This window comes from uncultured Paracoccus sp., assembly GCF_947487305.1.
GTDB lineage: Bacteria > Pseudomonadota > Alphaproteobacteria > Rhodobacterales > Rhodobacteraceae > Paracoccus.
This window is the reverse complement of sequence record NZ_CANKWH010000001.1, coordinates 382895-401406: the sequence shown is the minus strand read 5'-3', so window position 1 is coordinate 401406 and position 18512 is coordinate 382895. Positions and strand designations below refer to the sequence as shown.

Genomic DNA, 18512 nt, shown 5'->3' with positions numbered 1-18512 from the left:
TTGGCCTCTGTGAACCGCCCCGACGAGATCGATGACAGCTCGGCCCCGTTGATCGAACATCTGGCCGAGCTGCGCTCGCGGCTGATCTGGTCGGCGCTGGCTTTCATCGGTGCGATGATTATCTGCTATACCGTCTGGCAGCCGATCTACAATTTCCTGACCCAGCCGATCTGTCAGGCGCTGGCCGATCGCGGCCAGAGCTGTCAGCTGCAGATCATCAAGCTGCAGGAAGGCTTCTTCACCGCGATCAATATCAGCTTCTTCGGCGGCTTCGTCCTGGCCTTCCCGATCATCGGCTACCAGCTTTGGCGCTTTGTCGCGCCCGGCCTCTATCGCAGCGAGAAGGCGGCCTTCATGCCCTTCCTGCTGGCCTCGCCGGTCATGTTCCTGATCGGTGCGAGCTTTGCCTATTACGTCATCCTGCCGATGGCCTATGACTTCTTCCTCAGCTTCCAGCAGGCCCCGGTGGTTGCCACCTCGGACGAGGTGACGACGACCGGCAATGTCGCCGGCATCGCCTTCCAGGGGTCGATGCAGGAGTATCTGGGGCTGACGCAGAAATTCCTGCTGGCCTTCGGCCTGTCGTTCCAGTTGCCCGTGGCGCTGACGCTGATGGGCAAGGCGGGGCTGGCCAGCGCCGCCGGTCTGGCCAGCATGCGCAAATATGCCATCGTCGGCATTCTGGTTCTGGCCGCCATCGTGACGCCGCCCGATGTCATCAGCCAGGTGGTGCTGTTCACGGTTATCTATGGTCTCTACGAGATCTCGATCCAGCTGGTCCGCCGCATCGAGAAGAAGCGCGAGGCCGAGCTGCGCGCCCAAGGCCTGTGGGTCGAGGATGACGAGGACGAGGACGAGGCCGAGAAGTGACCGAAGAAACGTTGGTCCGCATTGCCGCCGCGCTGGAGCGGATGGCCCCGGCCCCTGCGCCCGCGCCCAGCTTTACCGAGGCCACGGCCTATGTCTGGCATCCCGATCCCGACCGGCTGGAGCCGGTGGACACGGTGAACCGCGTCGATCTGGTGCAGCTTATTGGCATCGACCGCTCGCGCGACACGCTGCTGGCCAATACCATCCAGTTCGCGCGCGGCTTTGCGGCGAATAACGCGCTGCTCTGGGGCGCGCGGGGGATGGGGAAATCCTCGCTGGTCAAGGCGGTCCATGCGCAGGCGGTGGCCGATGGCCTGCCGCTGATCCTGGTCGAGATCGCGCGCGAGGATCTTGGCTCGGTCGGGCGGTTGCTGGCGATCCTCGGCGGCGCGCGGGACCGGCGCTTCGTGCTCTTCTCGGATGACCTGTCGTTCAGCCATGACGACACGCAGTATAAATCGCTGAAGGCCGTGCTGGACGGCGGCATTGCCGGGCGGCCCGAGAATGTCATCCTCTATGCCACCTCGAACCGTCGCCACCTGATGCCGCGCGACATGATCGACAACGAGCGCTCCACGGCCATCCATCCGGGCGAGGCGGTCGAGGAAAAGGTGTCGCTGTCGGACCGCTTCGGGCTGTGGCTGGGCTTCCATCCCTGTTCGCAGGACGAATACCTCGCCATGGTGCGCGGCTATTGCGATGCCTACGGGGTCAAGATCGGCGACGAGCAGCTGCGCGCCGAAGCGATCGAATGGCAGGCCACGCGCGGCGCGCGCTCGGGCCGGGTGGCGTGGCAGTTCTTCACCGATCTGGCGGGGCGCAGCGGGATCCGGGTGAACCTGTAGGCGAGGGTTCGGACGCAGACCCGGCCCGATGCGCGGGCGGTCGGACGCCGGCCCTCTGTTCCGCTACAGCCCCAGACGCTCCATCAGCGCCGCCACCTCATCCGCCTTGGCCGCCTTGCTGGCAAACAGCGTCGCCTGCGATTGCAGGATCGGCGGCTCGCCGAGGATCTTCAGGTGGTTCGCCCGCAAGGTCTCGCCCGAGCTGGTGATATCGGCGATGGCCTCGGCAGTCAGGTTCGCCACCGTGCCCTCGGTCGCGCCCTGACTGTCGACCAGCTGGTAATCGGCGACCTCATGGGCCGACAGCCAGGCCCGCACCAGCCGGTGATACTTGGTGGCGATGCGCAGGCGGAAGCCATGGGCGCGGCGGAAATCGCGGGCGATGGCGGCGAAATCGTCCAGCGTCTCGCAGTCGCGCCAGCCCGCCGGCACCGCCAGCACAAGATCGGCATGGCCAAAGCCCATCTGCGCGATCTCGGTCACGACCGAGCGCCAGCCGGCCAGCTTCTCGCGCACCAGGTCGGTGCCGGTGACGCCCAGATCGATCCGCCCCGCGCCCAGTTCGCGCGGAATCTCGCCAGCCGACAAGAGCTGCAGCGACAGGTTCTCGACCCCTTCGACCCGCCCGGCATATTCCCGGTCCGAACCGCTGCGCGACAGCCGAACGCCGTGATCGGCGAACCAGTCAAAGCATTGCTCCATCAGCCGCCCCTTGGAGGGCACCGCCAGCTTCAGCATCACGAGGCCTCCAATTCGGCCAGCAGGCCCGGGCGGATGATGCCGCCGACGGCCGGGATGGCGCGGCCCCCGCCCAGCACCGCCGTCATCGCGTCATAGCGCCCGCCCGAGGCGACCGGCGGCCAGCCCTCGCGGTCCGGGGCCAGGAAGCTGAAGGTGAAGCCGTCGTAATATTCCATCGTGTGCCGCCCATGGCTGGCGTCAAGGCGCAGGCTGGCCAGATCGATGCCATGCCCGGCAATGGCCGAAAGCCGCGCCGCCAGCCGGTCGACGGCGGGGGCGATGGCAGGCATCTGCGCGGCCAGATCGCGCAATTCGGCCAGCGCCTCGGGGGCGGGGGCGTCAATGGCGAAAAGCCGGGTCAGGCGTTCGGCCCATTCGGCTGGCAGGGGCGGCGTGTCGGCATCGGCGGCCAGACGGTCCAGCCGCGCCTGCATCTCCTCGGCGCTGCGCAGCCCGGTCAGGGGGGCATCACTTGCGGCAAGGCCGCGCGCAGCGGCGGGGGCCGCGAAGCGTTCCAGCAGCGCGGCAAACCGGCCCGGCCGCCAGATGTGGTGCAACAGCGCATCCCGGCGCGGTTCCGGCAGGGGCAGGGCGCGGACAGCATCCATGAGCAGGCTCATGTCACCGATCACCGGCTGCGCCTCGTAGGGGGCCAGCAGGCGGTGGAACAGCGCGAAGACCTCGGCATCGGCCTGCGGCTCGCGGCTGAACAGCTCGAACCCGCATTGCAGATATTCATTGTCGCGCGGATGTTCGGGCCGGGTCTCGCCCGGGTCCTGCTTGCGGAAGACCTCGCCCAGATAGCAATAGCGCGCTGGTTCCGCCCCGCCCGCCATGTGCATCTGCACCACCGGCACGGTGAAGTCGGGGCGCAGCGCCACCTCGCCCCGCAGCGGATCGTCGGTCAGATAGGCGCGGGCACGGATATCCTCGCCGTAAAGGTCCAGCAGCGTATCGGCGGGCAAGAGCAGGTCGGGGGCGACCTCGACCGCGCCGGCTTCGCGGAAACCGGCCAGCAGGCGCTGGCCCAGGGCCTGCTTGTCGCGCTTGGTGATCATCCGAGGATGCGCCGCACTTCGGCCACCAGGTCGGCGCGCGGCACCTCGGTCTGCGCGGGCTGCGCCTTCCATTCCTCGTGGCTGGCCTCGGCGGCGATCTTGGCACCAAGGATCAGGTCCTTCACCTGCACGACGCCGCGCGCGGCCTCGTCGCCGCCCTGGATGATCGCCACCGGGGACAGGCGCTTGTCGGCATATTTCAACTGGTTGCCGAAATTCTTCGGATTGCCCAGGTAGACTTCGGCGCGGATGCCGGCATTGCGCAGTTCCGCCGCCATCGCCTGGTAGTCGCCCATGCGGTCGCGGTCCATCACGGTCACGACCACCGGCCCCACGGCCTCGGCCCCCGCCAGCCCTTTGGCGCGCAAAGCCGCCAGCAGCCGGTCGACGCCGATGGACAGCCCGGTGGCCGGGACCTTCTGGCCGGTAAAGCGTTCGACCAGCCCGTCATAGCGCCCGCCGCCCGCGACCGAGCCGAATTGCCGCTTGCGGCCCTTCTCGTCGAGGATTTCGAAGGTCAGCTCGGCCTCGAAAACCGGGCCGGTGTAATAGCCAAGGCCGCGCACGATCGAGGGATCGATGACGACGCGATCCTCGCCCTTGCCCATCGCAGCCAGCATCTCGGCGATCTGCGCCAGCTCGTCCACGCCTTCGGCCCCGATGGCCGAGGCACCGACGGCGGCGCGCAGGTTTTCCAGCGTGGCGGCATTGTCCGCGCCCTTCGAGGTCAGGAAGGCCAGCACCGGCGCGGCCTGCGCATCGGAAAGGCCCACGCCTTCGATTTCGGCGCCGCTCTCGTCCTTGCGGCCGGTGGTCAGCAATTGCCGCACGCCGGCCTCGCCGACCTTGTCGAACTTGTCGATCTGGCGCAGCACGTCCTCGGCCTGGGTCTCACCGACCTCGGCCGCCTCCATCACCCCGTTCAGCACCTTTCGGTTGTTGAGGCGCACGATGTAATCACCGCGTTCGATGCCAGCGCCCTCCAACGCGTCGGCCAGCATCCCGCAGATCTCGGCATCCGCCGCGACCGAGGCCGAGCCGACCGTATCGGCATCGCATTGATAGAATTGCCGGAAGCGTCCCGGACCGGGCTTCTCGTTGCGCCAGACCGGACCCATCGCATAGCGGCGATAGGGCGAGGGCAGGTCGTTGCGGAACTGCGCCGCGACGCGCGCCAAGGGCGCAGTCAGGTCATAGCGCAGCGCCAGCCAGTCGCCCGAACCGCCGCCCGGCACCGCTTCCTCTTGCCAGGCAAAGACGCCGGCATTGGGGCGGTCGACATCGGGCAGGAATTTCCCCAGCGCCTCGACCGTCTCGACGGCACTGGTTTCCAGCGGGTCGAAGCCGTGGCGGTGATAGACCTCGGCGATGCGATCCAGCATCTCCTTGCGTTCGGTCACATCTGCGCCGAAATAGTCACGAAAGCCCTTCGGCGTTTCCGCCTTGGGCCGCGGCTGTTTCTGGGGCTGTTTCTTTTGATCTTTCGCCATGTCGCTGCCTTTGGGCCAGTCCGTGGCTGCTTTAGCCGAGGGGGGCAAGATGGACAAGCGCAGCGAGGCACTGGAAGAGGCGGTGGCGCATCTGACCCGCGCCGTGGACGAGTTGTCCGAGGTGGTGGCGCGGCAGGATGGCGAGATCGCCCTGCTGACCCGCCGGGTCGAGGCGCTGCTGCGCGTGGCGGCGGAACGCGAGGCGGATGCCGGCGGGACGATCCCGCTGGCCGATCAGCGCCCGCCGCATTGGTGAGATTGCAGACCTTGGCCCGGAATCAAGCGCGAAGCGCGCCGGGCCAGCGGACGACCGCCCCCCGGGCGTCCGCTTTGGTGGCGGTCAGCGCCGAACAGCCGTTCGATATGCTGACGCCATAAAGCGCCTGCCGTCAGCCGGCGGCAGCGGAAGCCCGCGGTCGTCCGCCGGCCCTCTGCCGGGTTTACTCCGCCGCGTGTGCCGTCTCGCTGCCAAGCTTCATGCGGAAGCCACGCTCGAGCTGGTCGAAGGGCGCCACCGGGTAATCACCCGAGAAGCAGGCGTCGCAATATTGCGGATGGTCCCGGTTGCGGCCATTGGCCTCGCCGACGGCGCGGTAAAGCCCGTCCAGCGACACAAAGGACAGGCTGTCGACGCCGATCCACTCGCGCATCTCCTCGGTGGACATCTGCGCCGCCAGCAGTTTCCCGCGATCAGGCGTATCGACGCCGTAGAAACAGGGCCAGGCGGTCGGCGGCGAGGCGATGCGGAAATGCACCTCGGCCGCACCGGCATCCAGGATCATGTCCTTGATCTTGCGGCTGGTGGTGCCGCGCACGACCGAGTCGTCGACCAGCACGACGCGCTTGCCGGCAATCAGCGAGCGGTTCACGTTCAGCTTCAGCCTCACGCCCATGTTGCGGATCTGCTCGGTCGGCTCGATGAATGTCCGGCCCATATACTGGTTGCGGATGATCCCCATGCCATAGGGAATGCCCGATTCCTGCGCGAAGCCGATGGCGGCGGGGGTGCCGCTGTCGGGCACCGGGCAGACCAGGTCGGCCTCGATCGGGGCCTCGCGCGCCAGTTCCACGCCGATCTGGCGGCGGGTCTCGTAGACCGAGCGGCCGCCGATGATCGAATCCGGGCGCGAGAAATAGACATGTTCGAAGATGCAGAAGCGGCCCTTGGACGGGCCGAAGGGGCGGCTCGATTCGATCTGGCCCTTCGAGATGACGACCATCTCGCCCGGCTCGACCTCGCGCAGGAACTCGGCGCCGATGATGTCCAGCGCGCAGGTCTCCGAGGCCAGCACGAAGCCGTCATCGCCCACCTTGCCCAGAACCAGCGGCCGCACGCCAAGCGGGTCGCGCACGCCGATCAGCTTGGTGCGGGTCATGGCGATGACCGAGAAGGCACCCTCGACCCGGCGCAGCGCGTCCTTCATCCGCTCGGGGATGTTGCGCTGGATCGAGCGCGCCATCAGGTGGATGATGCATTCGCTGTCCGAGGAGGACTGGAAGATCGAGCCGCGCTCGATCAGCTCGCGGCGCAGCGCGGCGGCATTGGTGATATTGCCGTTATGGGCGATGGCGCAGCCGCCCATGGCGAACTCGCCGAAGAAGGGCTGCACGTCGCGGATCGCGGTGTTGGCCTTGGTCCCGGCGGTGGAATAGCGGACATGGCCGATGGCCAGCGGCCCCGGCAGCGTCGCCATCACGTCGGCCTTGGTGAAATTGTCGCGGACATAGCCAAAGCGGTGGGCGCTGTTGAAGCCCTGCTCGGCGTCATGGGCGACGATGCCGCCGGCCTCTTGCCCGCGATGCTGCAAGGCGTGCAGGCCAAGCGCGACAAAGCTGGCGGCGTCGGCCACCCCGGAGACGCCGAAGACGCCGCATTCCTCGTGCAGCCGGTCGGAATCAAAGGGATGTGCCAGGAAGGGTTGCATCTGGGTCATCGGAATTCCGGTGCTGCTTGTGGCGTCGTGCGCTATTTAGGGACGCATCACCAAAAAGTCACGCCCCCGCGTGCAGGCGGGGGCGTTAAATTGTCTCTGAACTGTCACGTTCAGGCGATCAGTTGGACGGCGCAGCCGGTGCCTCGGGCGCTGCGGGGGCTTCCGGCGCGGTTTCCGGGGCCGCTTCGGTGGCCGGAGCCGCCGGGGTTTCGGTCGTCGCATCGACCGCCGCGCCGGTGCTGCCACAGCTGCCCACCAGCTGCTCGTAGCGGTTCTCGATCCAGCCCGGCGCGTCATCGGGCAGGCTGTCGTTCATCTGGCTGCCAAGCCGCGCAAAGACCTGCGCCGAGCGCGAGTTTTCCACCATCGGCACGCTCTGGCTGGTCATCACCCGGTCATAGACGATGAAGGCCACCGCGATCAGCAGGACGCCGCGCGCCACGCCGAACAGGAAGCCCATGCCCTGGTCGATGCCGCCGAGTGCCGAGCGCTGCACCACCGAGGAGAAGAGGGGGGTGATGATCGAGAAGACCACCAGCGCCAGCGCGAAGACCACCGCAAAGCCCGCGATCATGCTGAGCTCGCAATTGTCGCCCAGAAAATCGCGCAGATAGGGGATCTGCCCGATCAGCGGTCGCATGGTTCCGGCGAAGAGGAAGGCCAGGATGGCCGCCCCGATCCAGCCCAGAATCGCCAGCGATTCGCGCACGAAGCCGCGCGAATAGGCCAGAATGGCCGAGAGGATGATGACCGCGGCCACGATGCCGTCGATGATGGTAAAGCCGTCCATGAACCTGCCCTCGCGCCGGTTTTCCTTGGTTTTCCGCGGGTTTCAGCCGGCGCCGAACACCTCGCCCACAAATCCTGTCAGATCGGCAATCCCCATCAGGGACATGCCGGTTACACCCTCGACCTTGCGGGCCTCGGGCAAAATCGCCTGTGAAAAACCAAGTTTTTGCGCCTCTTTCAACCTGTTTTCGGCCTGAGCGACGGGACGTAGCGCCCCGGACAGGCTGATTTCGCCGAATAGGACACAGTCAGCGGGCAGCGCACTATCTTCGCGTGCGCTCAGCAGCGCCCCCGCAATCGCCAGATCGGCGGCGGGTTCGTTGACCCGCATCCCGCCCGCGACGTTCAGGAACACATCCAGCCCGGCAAAGGGGATGCCACAGCGCGCCTCCAGCACGGCGAGAATGGTCGAGACCCGGCCGCTGTCCAGCCCCACCACGGTGCGGCGCGGGCTGGCCAGCGTCGAGGGGGCAACGAGCGCCTGAATCTCGGTCAGCACCGGCCGCGTGCCCTCGATCCCGGCAAAGACGGCGCTGCCGGCGACGGGCTGGCCGCGCTCGGAGAGGAACAGGGCCGAGGGGTTGGCAACTTCCGAGAGGCCGGCGCCGGTCATCTCGAAGACGCCGATCTCGCCCGCCGGGCCAAAGCGGTTCTTGACGCTGCGCAGGATGCGGAACTGGTGGCCGCGCTCGCCTTCGAAATAAAGCACGGTATCGACCATATGCTCGACCACGCGGGGGCCGGCGATCTGGCCCTCCTTGGTGACATGGCCGACCAGCACCACCGCGACGCCCCTTCGCTTGGCGAAGGTGACAAGCTCATGCGCGGCGCTGCGCACCTGCGCCACCGATCCCGGCGCGGCCTCGACCTGGTCGGACCAGAGCGTCTGGATCGAGTCGATCACCGCCAGATCGGGGCGTTCGGCATCGAGCGTGGTCAGGATGTCACGCAGGTTGGTCTCGGTCCCCAGCCGCACCGGCGCATCCGCCAGACCCAGACGCTGCGCGCGCAGGCGGATCTGCGCCCCGGCCTCCTCGCCACTGATATAGACCGCCTGAAGGCCCTTTCGGGCGAAGGCCGCCGCGCCCTGCAACAGCAGCGTCGACTTGCCGATGCCCGGATCGCCGCCGACCAGGATGGCGCTGCCCGGCACCAGCCCGCCGCCCAGCACCCGGTCCAGTTCCGCCATGCCGCTGTCGCTGCGCGGGGGCGGTGCCTCGGCGCTGGTCAAGGGCGCCAGCGGAATGGCGCGACCCTTGGCGGCGCCAAGTCCCCGGCCCGGACCCTGCGACAGCGGCGCTTCCTCGATGATGGTGTTCCAGGCCCCGCAGGCCTCGCAGCGCCCGGCCCATTTCTTATGGGCGGCGCCGCAGGCGGTGCAGGTGAAGGCGGTGACGGATTTGGCCATGGCATATCTTGTGGCAGCCGGGGGCCGGCACCGCAACATGGATATTTCGGGCAAGGCGCGGCGCTCACGCCATTGTCGGCTTGAATTTTTGCGACGGCGCCGTCAGGGTCTGCGCGATTTTCGGCAAGGATCCCCGATGGCCAGCCCGGCGCCCTTCTCCCGCTATGAATTCATGATCGCCTGGCGTTACCTGCGCGCGCGCCGGGCCGAGGGCGGGGTCAGCGTGATGACCTGGATCAGCCTGATCGGCATCGCGCTGGGGGTGATGGCACTGATCGCCACGCTGGCGGTCAGGGCCGGGTTCCGGGCCGAGTTCGTCGATACGATCCTCGGCGCCAATGCCCACAGCACGGTCTATATGGCGCCCACCAGCTTTACCAACGAGCTGACCGGCGAGGTCTATACCCAGTCCGGCGTGATCGAGGATTATGACGCGCTGACCGCCCGCATCGCCGCGCTGCCCGGCGTCACCCGCGCCAATGCGGTGGTGAAGGGGCAGGTGATGGCGACGGCGGGCGACAGTTCCAACGTGGCCGAGGTCTTCGGCGTGACTGAGGCCGATCTGGCCGCCATGCCACGCATCGTCGATCCCGAAACCTCGGCGGGCGATCTGGCGCAGTTCGGGAATGGCGTGGCGATCGGCTCGGGCATCGCGCGCGAGCTGAACCTCGGCATCGGCGACAGGATCCGGCTGATCTCGCCCGACGGTGCCAAGACCCCTTCTGGCACGACGCCACGGGTGAATGCCTATGAAGTCACCTATATCTTCAGCGCCGGCCGCTATGACATCGACCGCACCCGCATCTACATGCCGCTGGCCGAGGCGCAGAGCTATTTCAACCGCGAGGGCGTGGCCGACGAGATCGAGGTCTTCGTCAGCGACCCCGAGCGGGTGGGGAACTGGACCCCAGCCCTGATGCAGGCGGCTGGCGATCGTTCGCTGGTCTGGACCTGGCAGGACGCCTCGGGTTCGTTCCTTTCGGCCCTCGACATGGAGGATGACGTGATGTTCGTCATCCTGTCGGTGCTGGTGCTGATCGCCTCGATGAACATCACCTCGGGGCTTATCATGCTGGTGAAGAACAAGGGCCGCGACATCGGCATCCTGCGCACCATGGGCCTGACCGAGGGCGCGGTGCTGCGGGTCTTCTTCCTCTGCGGCGCCTTCACCGGCGTCATCGGCACCATTGCGGGCGTGTTGCTGGGCGTGGCCCTGGCGCTGAACGTAGACAACATCATGGCGGCGCTGAATGCGCTGACCGGCGGCGGGGCCTGGCAGCCCGAGGTGCGCGGCATCTATCGTCTGCCCGCCGAACTGCGCGCGTGGGACATCTTCCGGGCGGTGGCGCTGTCGCTGGCGCTCTCGTTCATCGTGACCATCTTCCCCGCGCGCCGCGCCGCGCGCATGAACCCGGTGGAGGCCCTGCGCTATGAATGAGGTGATGCGGCTCACGGGGGTCAGCAAGACCTATGGCAAGGGTGGTCCGGCCCCGGTCGGGGTGCTGTCGGGTATCGACCTTGCCGTCGGGCGGGGCGAGGTGGTGGCGCTGGTCGCGCCCTCGGGGGCGGGGAAATCGACGCTGCTGCACATCGCCGGGCTGCTGGATACACCCGACGAGGGGCAGGTGGCCCTGAACGGCCGCGACATGACCGGGCTGCCCGACAAGGCACGGACCGAGGCGCGCCGGGCCGAGCTGGGCTTTGTCTACCAGTTCCACCACCTGCTGCCGGAATTCACCGCCGCCGAGAACATCATCCTGCCGCAGCTGGCCGATGGTGTGGCCGCCCGCACGGCCGCCGCGCGTGCCGCCGACCTGCTGGACCGGGTCGGCCTTGCCCATCGCGCCGCGCATCGCCCGGCGGAACTCTCGGGCGGCGAGCAGCAGCGTGTGGCATTCTGTCGCGCCCTCGCCAACCAGCCGGCGCTGCTGCTGGCCGACGAGCCGACCGGCAACCTCGATCCCGAAACCTCGGACCGGGTGTTTGACATGCTGATGGCGCTGGTGCGCGAAACCGGCCTCTCGGCCCTGATCGCCACCCATAACCACGAACTGGCCGGGCGCATGGACCGTATCATCACCCTTGGCCGCCCGCTTGCCTGACCGCCGGGCTTGCGGCAGACTCGGATCAGAACAACCCAGAAGGGGACAGTCATGCGAGCAGTGATTTCGGGTCTGGCCGGCGCGGCGGCGATGGCGCTGATGGTGGGTGCCTGTTCGCCCGAACCGCGCGATCTCGATGCCGCGATGGATCCCGAGGAGGGCGCGCGGATGGACTTTGTCAATCTCTGCTCGGATTGCCACGGGCCGGGGGGCAAGGGCGATGGCCGCGCCGCGCCGGGCATGGTGCCGCCGCCCGCCGACCTGACCACGATCAGCGCCCGCAATGGCGGGGTCTTCCCCAAGGCGCAGGTGGCGGGCCATATCTATGGCCACACCATGGGCCGCTCTGACAGCCCGATGCCGCAATTCGGCGACCTCTTCGCCGGGCCGGAAATCATGTACGAGACCGGCAAGGATCAGGTGACGCCGACCCCCGCGCGGCTGGCGGCGCTGACCGACTACCTCGCAGAGAACCAGGAGTAATGCGGGGGCTTCTTGCCGCCGGCGCGCTGACCGCCGCGCTGTTCCAGCCCGCCGCCGCCGACCCGGTCGAGCAATTCGGGACGGCGATGAAATATGGCCTGCCGCTGGCCGCCGCGGTCTGCGCCGAACGCGACGACCGGCTGGAGGATTTCGCCGTCCGCGGCCTGCTGAACGCCGCGATCGTCTGGGGGCTGAAGGAATATCTCGACGGCACACCCCTGTCGCGCCGCCCCTCGGGCGAGGGCAAGGGCTTTCCCTCCGGCCACACCGCCGCCGCCTTCTTCGGCGCCTCTGACCTCGCCGGCAAATGTTTTGAAGATGACCGGGCTGCGGGGGCGGCGCTCTACGGCGCGGCAGGCTTCACCGGCTGGAGCCGTGTCCATGCCGGCGAGCATACCGTTCCGCAAGTGATGACCGGCGCGCTGATCGGGATCAGTTTCGGGGCCGCGAGCTTCGGGATCGGGACGGATGAGGTGGGGTTCAGTTTGGGGATGCGGTTTTAGGGGGGAGGCCCGATTAGTCGTATCGAGGGTGTCAGGATACGTCTTTGTATAGCCACAAAGGCTATTGAAAGCTAAAAGCGCGCTCTGGGCCCAGAGCGCGCTTAAGTAGCTGATCTCATGCAGTAATCAGCAATCGTCTGAGTCAGTATCCTGCACGCAAATGTCGTCGTTAGTTGCATCCATGACCTTCCACTCCTCAACGGAGATCATGTCTAGGATCGACTGCTTGGAGAAGCCGACCTCGGTAGCGCGCAGAATGGCGGCCTCAAAGGCACCATGAACCGCAAGGTTCACGGATTCGCCAAAGTCCTGCTTTCTCAATGCACTAGTCATAGCTTATCTCCTTTCCGAGATACCGAGTCGTAGACTTGTGTATCTCAACATCGACATACCCGTACCGCTTATACTTCGCCTCATCAACTGGGTTTTTGATGAGAAGTCTACGTACTCCAAGTAGCCGACCATAACCTTCAAAGCAAAGCAGCACGGGAATAAGCGCCCCGAAGCGCAGATAGGTTGGAGCAAAGCTCCGTTCAACCCAATTCAACGTGAGGTGTTCGCGTCCGCTCGATGCTGTTCCTGTCGCCATGCCTTGCAGAACGTTTTGGTTCTCTACGCTTTGCCAAACAGCGACATTGAAATTCGCCGGTTGCCTCTGGGTGTGGTTCCATATCTTTTCCCAGGGCTTCACGAAGCCGTAGTGAGTTTTCTCACCATACCATTTTGGCCACTCGGTCTCAGCATAAAAAATTGCCTCATCGTTGATCGATGCAAGTGACGTTCCGTCCCACTCTTGTGCTCCGCCATCACGCAAAATTCGCGCGTTTAACCGCATCATTGCATCTTTGCGTGCGAGTGCACGAAGTGCGTAATAGTAAGCCTCATCAGTGTTTAATATCTCGTTACTCATGCGCCCGTTTCGTGTCCCTGCTCACACATCCAGCTCATCCGCATCCGCGAACCGCGCGTTCTCCTGAATATATTCGAACCGCAGTTCCGGCTTCTTGCCCATCAGACGCTCGACCAGATCGCCGGTCTCGCCGCCCTCGTCATCGTCGATGCTGACCCGGATCAGCCGGCGGGTCTTGGGGTTCATCGTCGTGTCCTTCAGGTCCTTGGCGTCCATCTCGCCCAGACCCTTGAAGCGCTGCACGTCGATCTTGCCCTTGCCGCCCAGACCCTTGGCCAGCCATTTTTCCTTCTCGGCGTCATCGGCGACATAGATGCGATGTGCGCCCTGCGTCAGGCGATAGAGCGGCGGGCAGGCGAGGTACAGGTGCCCCTTGTCGATCATCGGTCGCATCTGGGTGAAGAAGAAGGTCATCAAGAGGCTGGCGATATGGGCGCCGTCGACATCGGCATCGGTCATGATGATGATCTTGTCATAGCGCAGGTCGTCGACGTTGAACTTGGTCCCCATGCCGACGCCAAGTGCCTGGCAGAGATCGTTGATTTCCTGATTGGAGCCCAGCTTGGAACTGGCCGCGCCCAGCACGTTCAGGATCTTGCCGCGCAGGGGCAGCAGCGCCTGCGTCTGGCGCTCGCGGGCCATCTTGGCGGAACCACCGGCCGAGTCGCCCTCGACGATGAACAGTTCCGTCCCCTCGCGGTTTGTGGCCGAACAATCGACCAGCTTGCCCGGCAACCGCAACTTCTTGGTTGCGGTCTTGCGGGCGGTTTCCTTTTCCTGCTTGCGGCGCAGACGTTCCTCGGCCCTGAGCACCAGGAAATCGAGGATCGCGCCCGCCGATTTCGTATCCGCCGCCAGCCAGGTGTCGAAATGGTCGCGCACCGCGCCCTCGACCAGTCGGGCGGCCTCGGTGGTGGCGAGGCGGTCCTTGGTCTGGCCGACGAATTCCGGCTCGCGGATGAAGCAGGAAACCAGCGCGCAACCACCGGTCAGCAGGTCCTCGCGGGTGATCTGCGCGGCCTTCTTGTTGCTGACCCGCTCGCCATAGGCGCGGATGCCCTTGAGGATCGCCGCCCAGAACCCGGCCTCATGTGTGCCGCCCTCGGGCGTCGGCACGGTGTTGCAATAGGACTGGATGAAGCCGTCGCGCGCCGGGGTCCAGTTGATCGCCCAATCGACCTTGCCCGGCGCATTGAAGCGCTTGAAATCGACGCTGCCGGCAAAGGGGCGGTCGGCATAGGTGGTCGCGTTGCTGAGCGTCTCGGCGAGGTAATCGGCCAGCCCGCCGGGGAAGTGGAAGGTGGCCTCTGTCGGTGTCTCGCCATCGTCGATCTCGGAACGCCAACGAATCTCGACGCCCGAGAAGAGATAGGCCTTGGATTTCACCATCTTCAGCAGACGCGCCGGCTTGAAGCGGTGATGGCCGAAGATCTCCTCGTCGGCATGGAAGGTGACGGTGGTGCCGCGCCGGTTCGGGGCGGCGCCGATCTTGGCCACCGGACCCTGAGGGATCCCGCGCGAGAAGCGTTGTTCGAACAGTTCCTTGTTCCGCGCGACCTGCACCACCATCAGGTCCGACAGGGCGTTCACCACCGAGGCGCCGACGCCGTGGAGGCCGCCCGAGGTCTGGTAGGCATCGCCGGAAAACTTGCCGCCCGCATGCAGGGTGCAGAGAATGACTTCCAGCGCCGACTTGCCGGGAAATTTCGGATGCGGATCGATCGGAATGCCACGACCATTGTCGCGGATCACCACGCTGAAATCGGCCAGCAGATCCACCTCGATGCGGCTCGCGTGCCCGGCCACCGCCTCGTCCATCGAGTTGTCGAGGATCTCGGCCACCAGGTGGTGCAGCGCGCGTTCATCGGTGCCGCCGATATACATGCCCGGGCGCTTGCGCACGGGCTCCAGCCCCTCCAGCACCTCGATCGAGGCGGCAGAGTAGCTGTCGGCGCTGGCATCAGCGGCGGAAAGAAGATCGTCGGCCATCGGACTGCTCGTTATTCTTGGTTCTTGCGGATTCTGCGGACTATCTCATGTCCGGGGGGCATGGGGCAAGGGCTTGGGGGCAAGGCCTTGAGGCCCCGGCGGCGCGGGTCGCAAGGGATAGGGGTTAGGCCTGATCGCGCAGCCAGTCCGCCAGATCGCCGTCGTCGATCAGTCCCTGGGCCAGGGCGATGATTTTCTGGCCGGTTTCTTCGACCTCCACATCAGGTTCGCGTGCGCCGTTCATGTCCAGGACGACCAGCATCACGCGATAGGCGGTGCGCTTGTTGGCATCGTTGAAACAATGGCCCTGTGCGACGGCCATCGCGTAAGCCGCCGCCAGATCGAAGATGTCGCCGATCATGCCATAGGCCAGCCGGTTCTCGACCCGCGCCAGCGCCCCATCCAGCGACTTGTCGCGGGCAAGCCCGGCCAGTTCCCCGGGGTTCAGCACGGCGTCATGGATCAGCTCGACCAGCTCGGTCGAGGGCAGCAGCCAGTCGCTCATGATCTACTTGTCGCGCAGATAGTCGAGCACCGGTTGCGCCCGCGCCTGCGTGCGCCGCAGCGATTCCATCACCTCGTCGCGGGTGGCATGGCGGTGCTGGCCCTTGTCGGTCGCTTCCTCCGGGACGAGATAACCGACCAGCTGCGAGTTCTTCAGGATCGCCACCGGCTTGCCGCCCGAGCGTTCCAGCACCTTATGCGGCTCGCGCAGTTCGGTCATGGTGCAGATGTGGTTGGTCAGCAGGCGGGTCATCGGGGCATCCTTTCAGTTGCCCATCATATCGCACATTTCAGTGCATATTTCAATGTCATTCCGGCTCGGCGAGCCGGGCCTCCCACATCTTGCGGAAGGCCGGGCGGGCCTGGCAATCGGCCAGCCAGTCCGTGATCGCGGGGAACTGGCGCATCAGCGGCTCGTGGCTCTGGGCATAGCGGATCACCTCGGCCATGTTGATATCGGCGACCGTGAAGCGGCGGCCGACCATCTGGCCGTTATGGGCGAGATGATCGGCGATGACCTCGAGTGGGCGGGTCAGCCGGTCCGCCGCGGCCTCGACCGCGGCGCGTTCATGGGCTGCATCGGCCTTGCCGCCGAGGAACAGGATGGTCAGCGCATCGGCCTCGATCGCGGTGCAGGCATAGAAGCTCCATTGCGACATCAGCGCGTCTTCCTGCGCGTCCGCCGGGCCGAAGGGTTGGCCGTGCTTGCGCGCCAGGTAAAGCGTGCAGGCCATCGACTCGGAGAGGATCAACCCGTCATCCTCGATCACGGGGATGGCCCCGGCGGGCGAGAGCTTCAGGAAGCTCGGCGAACGGGTGTTCAGCGGCGCGTCCTTGGCCATCGGATCGGCAAGGCGATAGGCCTGGATCACCGGGATCTGCCGGAAGGGCAGGCCGATCTCGTGACACAGCCAGATGATGCGCGAGGCGCGCGAGCGGGTGACACCGTGGATGGTCAGCATGAGGCGGCTCCGGTTGTTCGAACCTCACGTTACGCGGCGGGTCCGGGGACGGGAAGTCCCGATTGCGGCATCGCTGCGCGGGGCGGCCATGAAAAAGGGCGCGGTTCGAAAACCGCGCCCTTTGAGATGGTTGTGCCGTGTCGACCGATCAGGGCGTGATCACCGTGCAGGGTTCCTGCCGGGCGGCGGCGCGGTCGCAGACCAGCTGGGCCGAGGCCTTGCTGAGGCCGGTGAAATTCGCCTCGAAGCCGCGATTGGTGTTGGCGACATGGCGGCGCCCGCCCTCCAGCGCCGGGCCGCCCTGCAGCGCGACCTGCAACAGCAGCTTGTCGGCCTCGGCCTGCGAGCGATAGCGGCCCAGGTTGACGCCATAGCCGCGCGATCCGGCCGGCGGGCGCGACACGATCTCGACCGCTTCGGGCGAGATGTCGCCTTCACCCATGGCGGCGAGGATGACCGTTTCCGAGCGCGGCTTCGGCGCGCGGGAGCTGTTGAGGTTCAGATCACGATTGCTGCTGGCGGGCGCGGCTGCGGCCGGTTCGGCGGCAGCGGTCTGCACCGGCGCGGGGGTGGGGGCGGCATTGCGCGAACGCGGGGCAGGGGCCGGGCGGCTGGACGAGGCCAGCACCGGGGCCGCGAGGCTGGCCGATTGCGGCGCGGCCGTATCCTGTGCCACGGCCATGCGCACCGCCTGATCGACGGCCTCGCCACGGGCTGCGGGGCGCAGGCGCGGGCGGTTGCTGCTTGCCAGCGCCATCCGGCCGGCGGCGACGGGCGCGGCGGCGGCGGTCTCGACCAGCGTGGCGACCGGAGCGGCGGCGGCGGCCGGGGCAGGGGCCTCGGGCGCGACCTTCATCACCCGGCGGGTGCGCTGCGGCGGGGCGGAACTGGCCAGCGTCAGCTCGCGCGGCTGTGTCGCGGCGGCGGTCGGTTGGACCTGCGCCTTGCGCACCACGCGCTGCGCCAGAAGCTGCGGCGGCTCGGGGCGCACTTCGCGGACGTTCGAGGGTGCCTTGCCGAAGCCCGCATCCAGAAGCTGCGCCATTATCTGATTGCGCTGCGCCGTCGAGGTACCGCCCAGCACGGTGGCGACGATGCGCTTGTTGCCGCGTTGGGCCGAGGCGGTCAGGTTGAAGCCGGCGGCGCGGGTATAGCCGGTCTTGATCCCATCGGCACCGCGATAGGCGTCAAGAAAGCGCTTGTTGGTCGAGGAGACCGTGGCAATCCCGGCATCGGCCGAGCGGCGCGAGAAGAGCGAGTAATATTGCGGGAAATCATAGAACAGCCGCCGGCCGAGGATGCTCATGTCATGGGCGGTGGAATAGTGACCCTCTTGCGTCAGCCCGTTGGCGTTGCGGAAGTTGGTGTTCCGCATCCCCAACGCCCGCGCGGTCGCGGTCATCTGCGCCGCGAAAGCCTGTTCCGACCCGGCGATGCCTTCGCCGATGGCAGTGGCCGCGTCATTGGCCGACTTGATCGCGGCGGCGCGGATCAGATAGCGCAATTCGATCTTCTGGCCGGCCCTGAGCCCCAGCTTCGAGGGCGGCTCGGCCGCGGCATTCGACGAAACCGGGAACTGCGAATCCAGCCGGACCTGACCCCGCTCAATGGCGGCAAAGGCCAAGTACAGCGTCATCATCTTGGTCAGCGAGGCCGGATGCAGCTTGGTATCGGCATTCTGCGCGTAGATCGGCTTGCCCGTTCGGGCATCCATGACATAGGCCGCAAAGGGCGCCGCGCTTGCAAATGCAGGGGCCAGAACGGCCAGCAGGATAAGCGCCCAGAACCGGGCGAATCGTGTTTTGCGGGTCACTGTCTCGATCTCTTCTGCCTCGGGGGCGCGTCATTCATTGCACGCCCTTCGTTAATCAACCCACAATAGCACGCATGATTCAGGCTGGGAACCAGACAATTGATCAAAATT

The 18512-nt window shown here is 66.5% G+C and carries 20 protein-coding genes; 7 read left to right on the top strand and 13 right to left on the bottom strand.

The annotated features are described in order from the left end of the window. The first annotated feature begins 9 nt into the window (after positions 1 to 9). Both tatC and Q1A36_RS02035 read left to right on the top strand, forming a co-directional pair. Positions 10 to 870, top strand: a complete 861-nt coding sequence (gene tatC, locus Q1A36_RS02040; RefSeq protein ID WP_299839336.1) for a twin-arginine translocase subunit TatC — start codon at positions 10 to 12, stop codon at positions 868 to 870. Beyond that, positions 867 to 1715 carry an ATP-binding protein gene (locus Q1A36_RS02035; RefSeq protein ID WP_299838990.1) on the top strand — a complete coding sequence of 283 codons (849 nt, stop codon included), beginning with the start codon at positions 867 to 869 and terminating at the stop codon, positions 1713 to 1715. Before tatC ends, Q1A36_RS02035 begins: the two co-directional genes overlap by 4 nt. A 63-nt stretch (positions 1716 to 1778) precedes the next feature. Here Q1A36_RS02035 and hisG read toward each other — a convergent pair whose 3' ends face one another. The 3 genes from hisG to hisS are packed head-to-tail and all read right to left on the bottom strand — an operon-like array spanning position 1779 to position 5004. Beyond that, complete coding sequence (hisG, locus tag Q1A36_RS02030; protein ID WP_299838987.1) at positions 1779 to 2453, bottom strand: ATP phosphoribosyltransferase; 675 nt, start codon at positions 2451 to 2453, stop codon at positions 1779 to 1781. Beyond that, complete coding sequence (locus Q1A36_RS02025) at positions 2453 to 3511, bottom strand: ATP phosphoribosyltransferase regulatory subunit (RefSeq protein ID WP_299839334.1); 1059 nt, start codon at positions 3509 to 3511, stop codon at positions 2453 to 2455. Before Q1A36_RS02025 ends, hisG begins: the two co-directional genes overlap by 1 nt. Continuing rightward, entirely contained in the window at positions 3511 to 5004 is a 1494-nt protein-coding gene (gene hisS / locus Q1A36_RS02020; RefSeq protein ID WP_299838984.1) for a histidine--tRNA ligase, read from the bottom strand. The genes Q1A36_RS02025 and hisS overlap by 1 nt, the downstream gene beginning before the upstream one ends. A 49-nt stretch (positions 5005 to 5053) precedes the next feature. Here hisS and Q1A36_RS02015 point away from each other — a divergent pair, with 49 nt between their 5' ends. Next, complete coding sequence (locus Q1A36_RS02015) at positions 5054 to 5260, top strand: SlyX family protein (RefSeq protein WP_299838981.1); 207 nt, start codon at positions 5054 to 5056, stop codon at positions 5258 to 5260. A 184-nt stretch (positions 5261 to 5444) separates the two neighbouring features. Here Q1A36_RS02015 and purF read toward each other — a convergent pair whose 3' ends face one another. The 3 genes from purF to radA form a co-directional block, all read right to left on the bottom strand. After that, the gene (purF, locus tag Q1A36_RS02010) at positions 5445 to 6929 is read right to left on the bottom strand and encodes an amidophosphoribosyltransferase (protein WP_299839331.1); all 1485 of its coding nucleotides are present in this window, start codon (positions 6927 to 6929) and stop codon (positions 5445 to 5447) included. A 127-nt stretch (positions 6930 to 7056) separates the two neighbouring features. Continuing rightward, a complete protein-coding gene (locus tag Q1A36_RS02005) occupies positions 7057 to 7728 on the bottom strand; it encodes a CvpA family protein (protein ID WP_299838978.1) in 672 nt (223 codons plus the stop codon). A gap of 42 nt (positions 7729 to 7770) precedes the next feature. Further along, positions 7771 to 9135 carry a DNA repair protein RadA gene (gene radA, locus Q1A36_RS02000; protein ID WP_299838975.1) on the bottom strand — a complete coding sequence of 455 codons (1365 nt, stop codon included), beginning with the start codon at positions 9133 to 9135 and terminating at the stop codon, positions 7771 to 7773. Positions 9136 to 9271: 136 nt separating this feature from the next. On the opposite strand from radA, the gene Q1A36_RS01995 reads away from it, so the two are divergent. The 4 genes from Q1A36_RS01995 to Q1A36_RS01980 are packed head-to-tail and all read left to right on the top strand — an operon-like array spanning position 9272 to position 12223. Next, positions 9272 to 10573 carry a lipoprotein-releasing ABC transporter permease subunit gene (locus Q1A36_RS01995; RefSeq protein WP_299838973.1) on the top strand — a complete coding sequence of 434 codons (1302 nt, stop codon included), beginning with the start codon at positions 9272 to 9274 and terminating at the stop codon, positions 10571 to 10573. After that, positions 10566 to 11237: an ABC transporter ATP-binding protein gene (locus Q1A36_RS01990; RefSeq protein ID WP_299838970.1), complete on the top strand. Its 672-nt coding sequence runs from the start codon at positions 10566 to 10568 to the stop codon at positions 11235 to 11237. The genes Q1A36_RS01995 and Q1A36_RS01990 overlap by 8 nt, the downstream gene beginning before the upstream one ends. 51 nt (positions 11238 to 11288) lie before the next feature. After that, positions 11289 to 11720, top strand: coding sequence for a cytochrome c (locus Q1A36_RS01985; RefSeq protein WP_299838967.1), 432 nt, complete (start codon positions 11289 to 11291; stop codon positions 11718 to 11720). After that, positions 11720 to 12223 (top strand): phosphatase PAP2 family protein, encoded by a 504-nt coding sequence (locus tag Q1A36_RS01980; RefSeq protein ID WP_299838965.1) that lies wholly within the window; start codon positions 11720 to 11722, stop codon positions 12221 to 12223. The genes Q1A36_RS01985 and Q1A36_RS01980 overlap by 1 nt, the downstream gene beginning before the upstream one ends. Before the next feature lie 126 nt (positions 12224 to 12349). Here the strand turns inward: Q1A36_RS01980 and Q1A36_RS01975 are convergent, their stop codons facing one another. The 7 genes from Q1A36_RS01975 to Q1A36_RS01945 all read right to left on the bottom strand — a co-directional run bounded on the left by Q1A36_RS01975 (position 12350) and on the right by Q1A36_RS01945 (position 18401). Further along, on the bottom strand, positions 12350 to 12556 hold the full coding sequence (locus tag Q1A36_RS01975; RefSeq protein WP_299838962.1) for a hypothetical protein: 207 nt from the start codon (positions 12554 to 12556) through the stop codon (positions 12350 to 12352). Continuing rightward, positions 12549 to 13133, bottom strand: a complete 585-nt coding sequence (locus Q1A36_RS01970) for a hypothetical protein (protein ID WP_299838959.1) — start codon at positions 13131 to 13133, stop codon at positions 12549 to 12551. The genes Q1A36_RS01975 and Q1A36_RS01970 overlap by 8 nt, the downstream gene beginning before the upstream one ends. 21 nt (positions 13134 to 13154) lie before the next feature. Next, positions 13155 to 15122 carry a DNA topoisomerase IV subunit B gene (parE, locus tag Q1A36_RS01965; protein WP_299838956.1) on the bottom strand — a complete coding sequence of 656 codons (1968 nt, stop codon included), beginning with the start codon at positions 15120 to 15122 and terminating at the stop codon, positions 13155 to 13157. Between the two features lie 124 nt (positions 15123 to 15246). Next, on the bottom strand, positions 15247 to 15627 hold the full coding sequence (locus Q1A36_RS01960) for a type II toxin-antitoxin system death-on-curing family toxin (RefSeq protein ID WP_299838953.1): 381 nt from the start codon (positions 15625 to 15627) through the stop codon (positions 15247 to 15249). Positions 15628 to 15630: 3 nt separating this feature from the next. Continuing rightward, entirely contained in the window at positions 15631 to 15879 is a 249-nt protein-coding gene (locus tag Q1A36_RS01955) for a hypothetical protein (RefSeq protein ID WP_101754073.1), read from the bottom strand. A 55-nt stretch (positions 15880 to 15934) separates the two neighbouring features. Further along, complete coding sequence (locus tag Q1A36_RS01950; RefSeq protein WP_299838948.1) at positions 15935 to 16588, bottom strand: glutathione S-transferase family protein; 654 nt, start codon at positions 16586 to 16588, stop codon at positions 15935 to 15937. A gap of 148 nt (positions 16589 to 16736) precedes the next feature. Then, positions 16737 to 18401: a D-alanyl-D-alanine carboxypeptidase family protein gene (locus Q1A36_RS01945; RefSeq protein WP_299838945.1), complete on the bottom strand. Its 1665-nt coding sequence runs from the start codon at positions 18399 to 18401 to the stop codon at positions 16737 to 16739. Positions 18402 to 18512 lie beyond the last annotated feature (111 nt).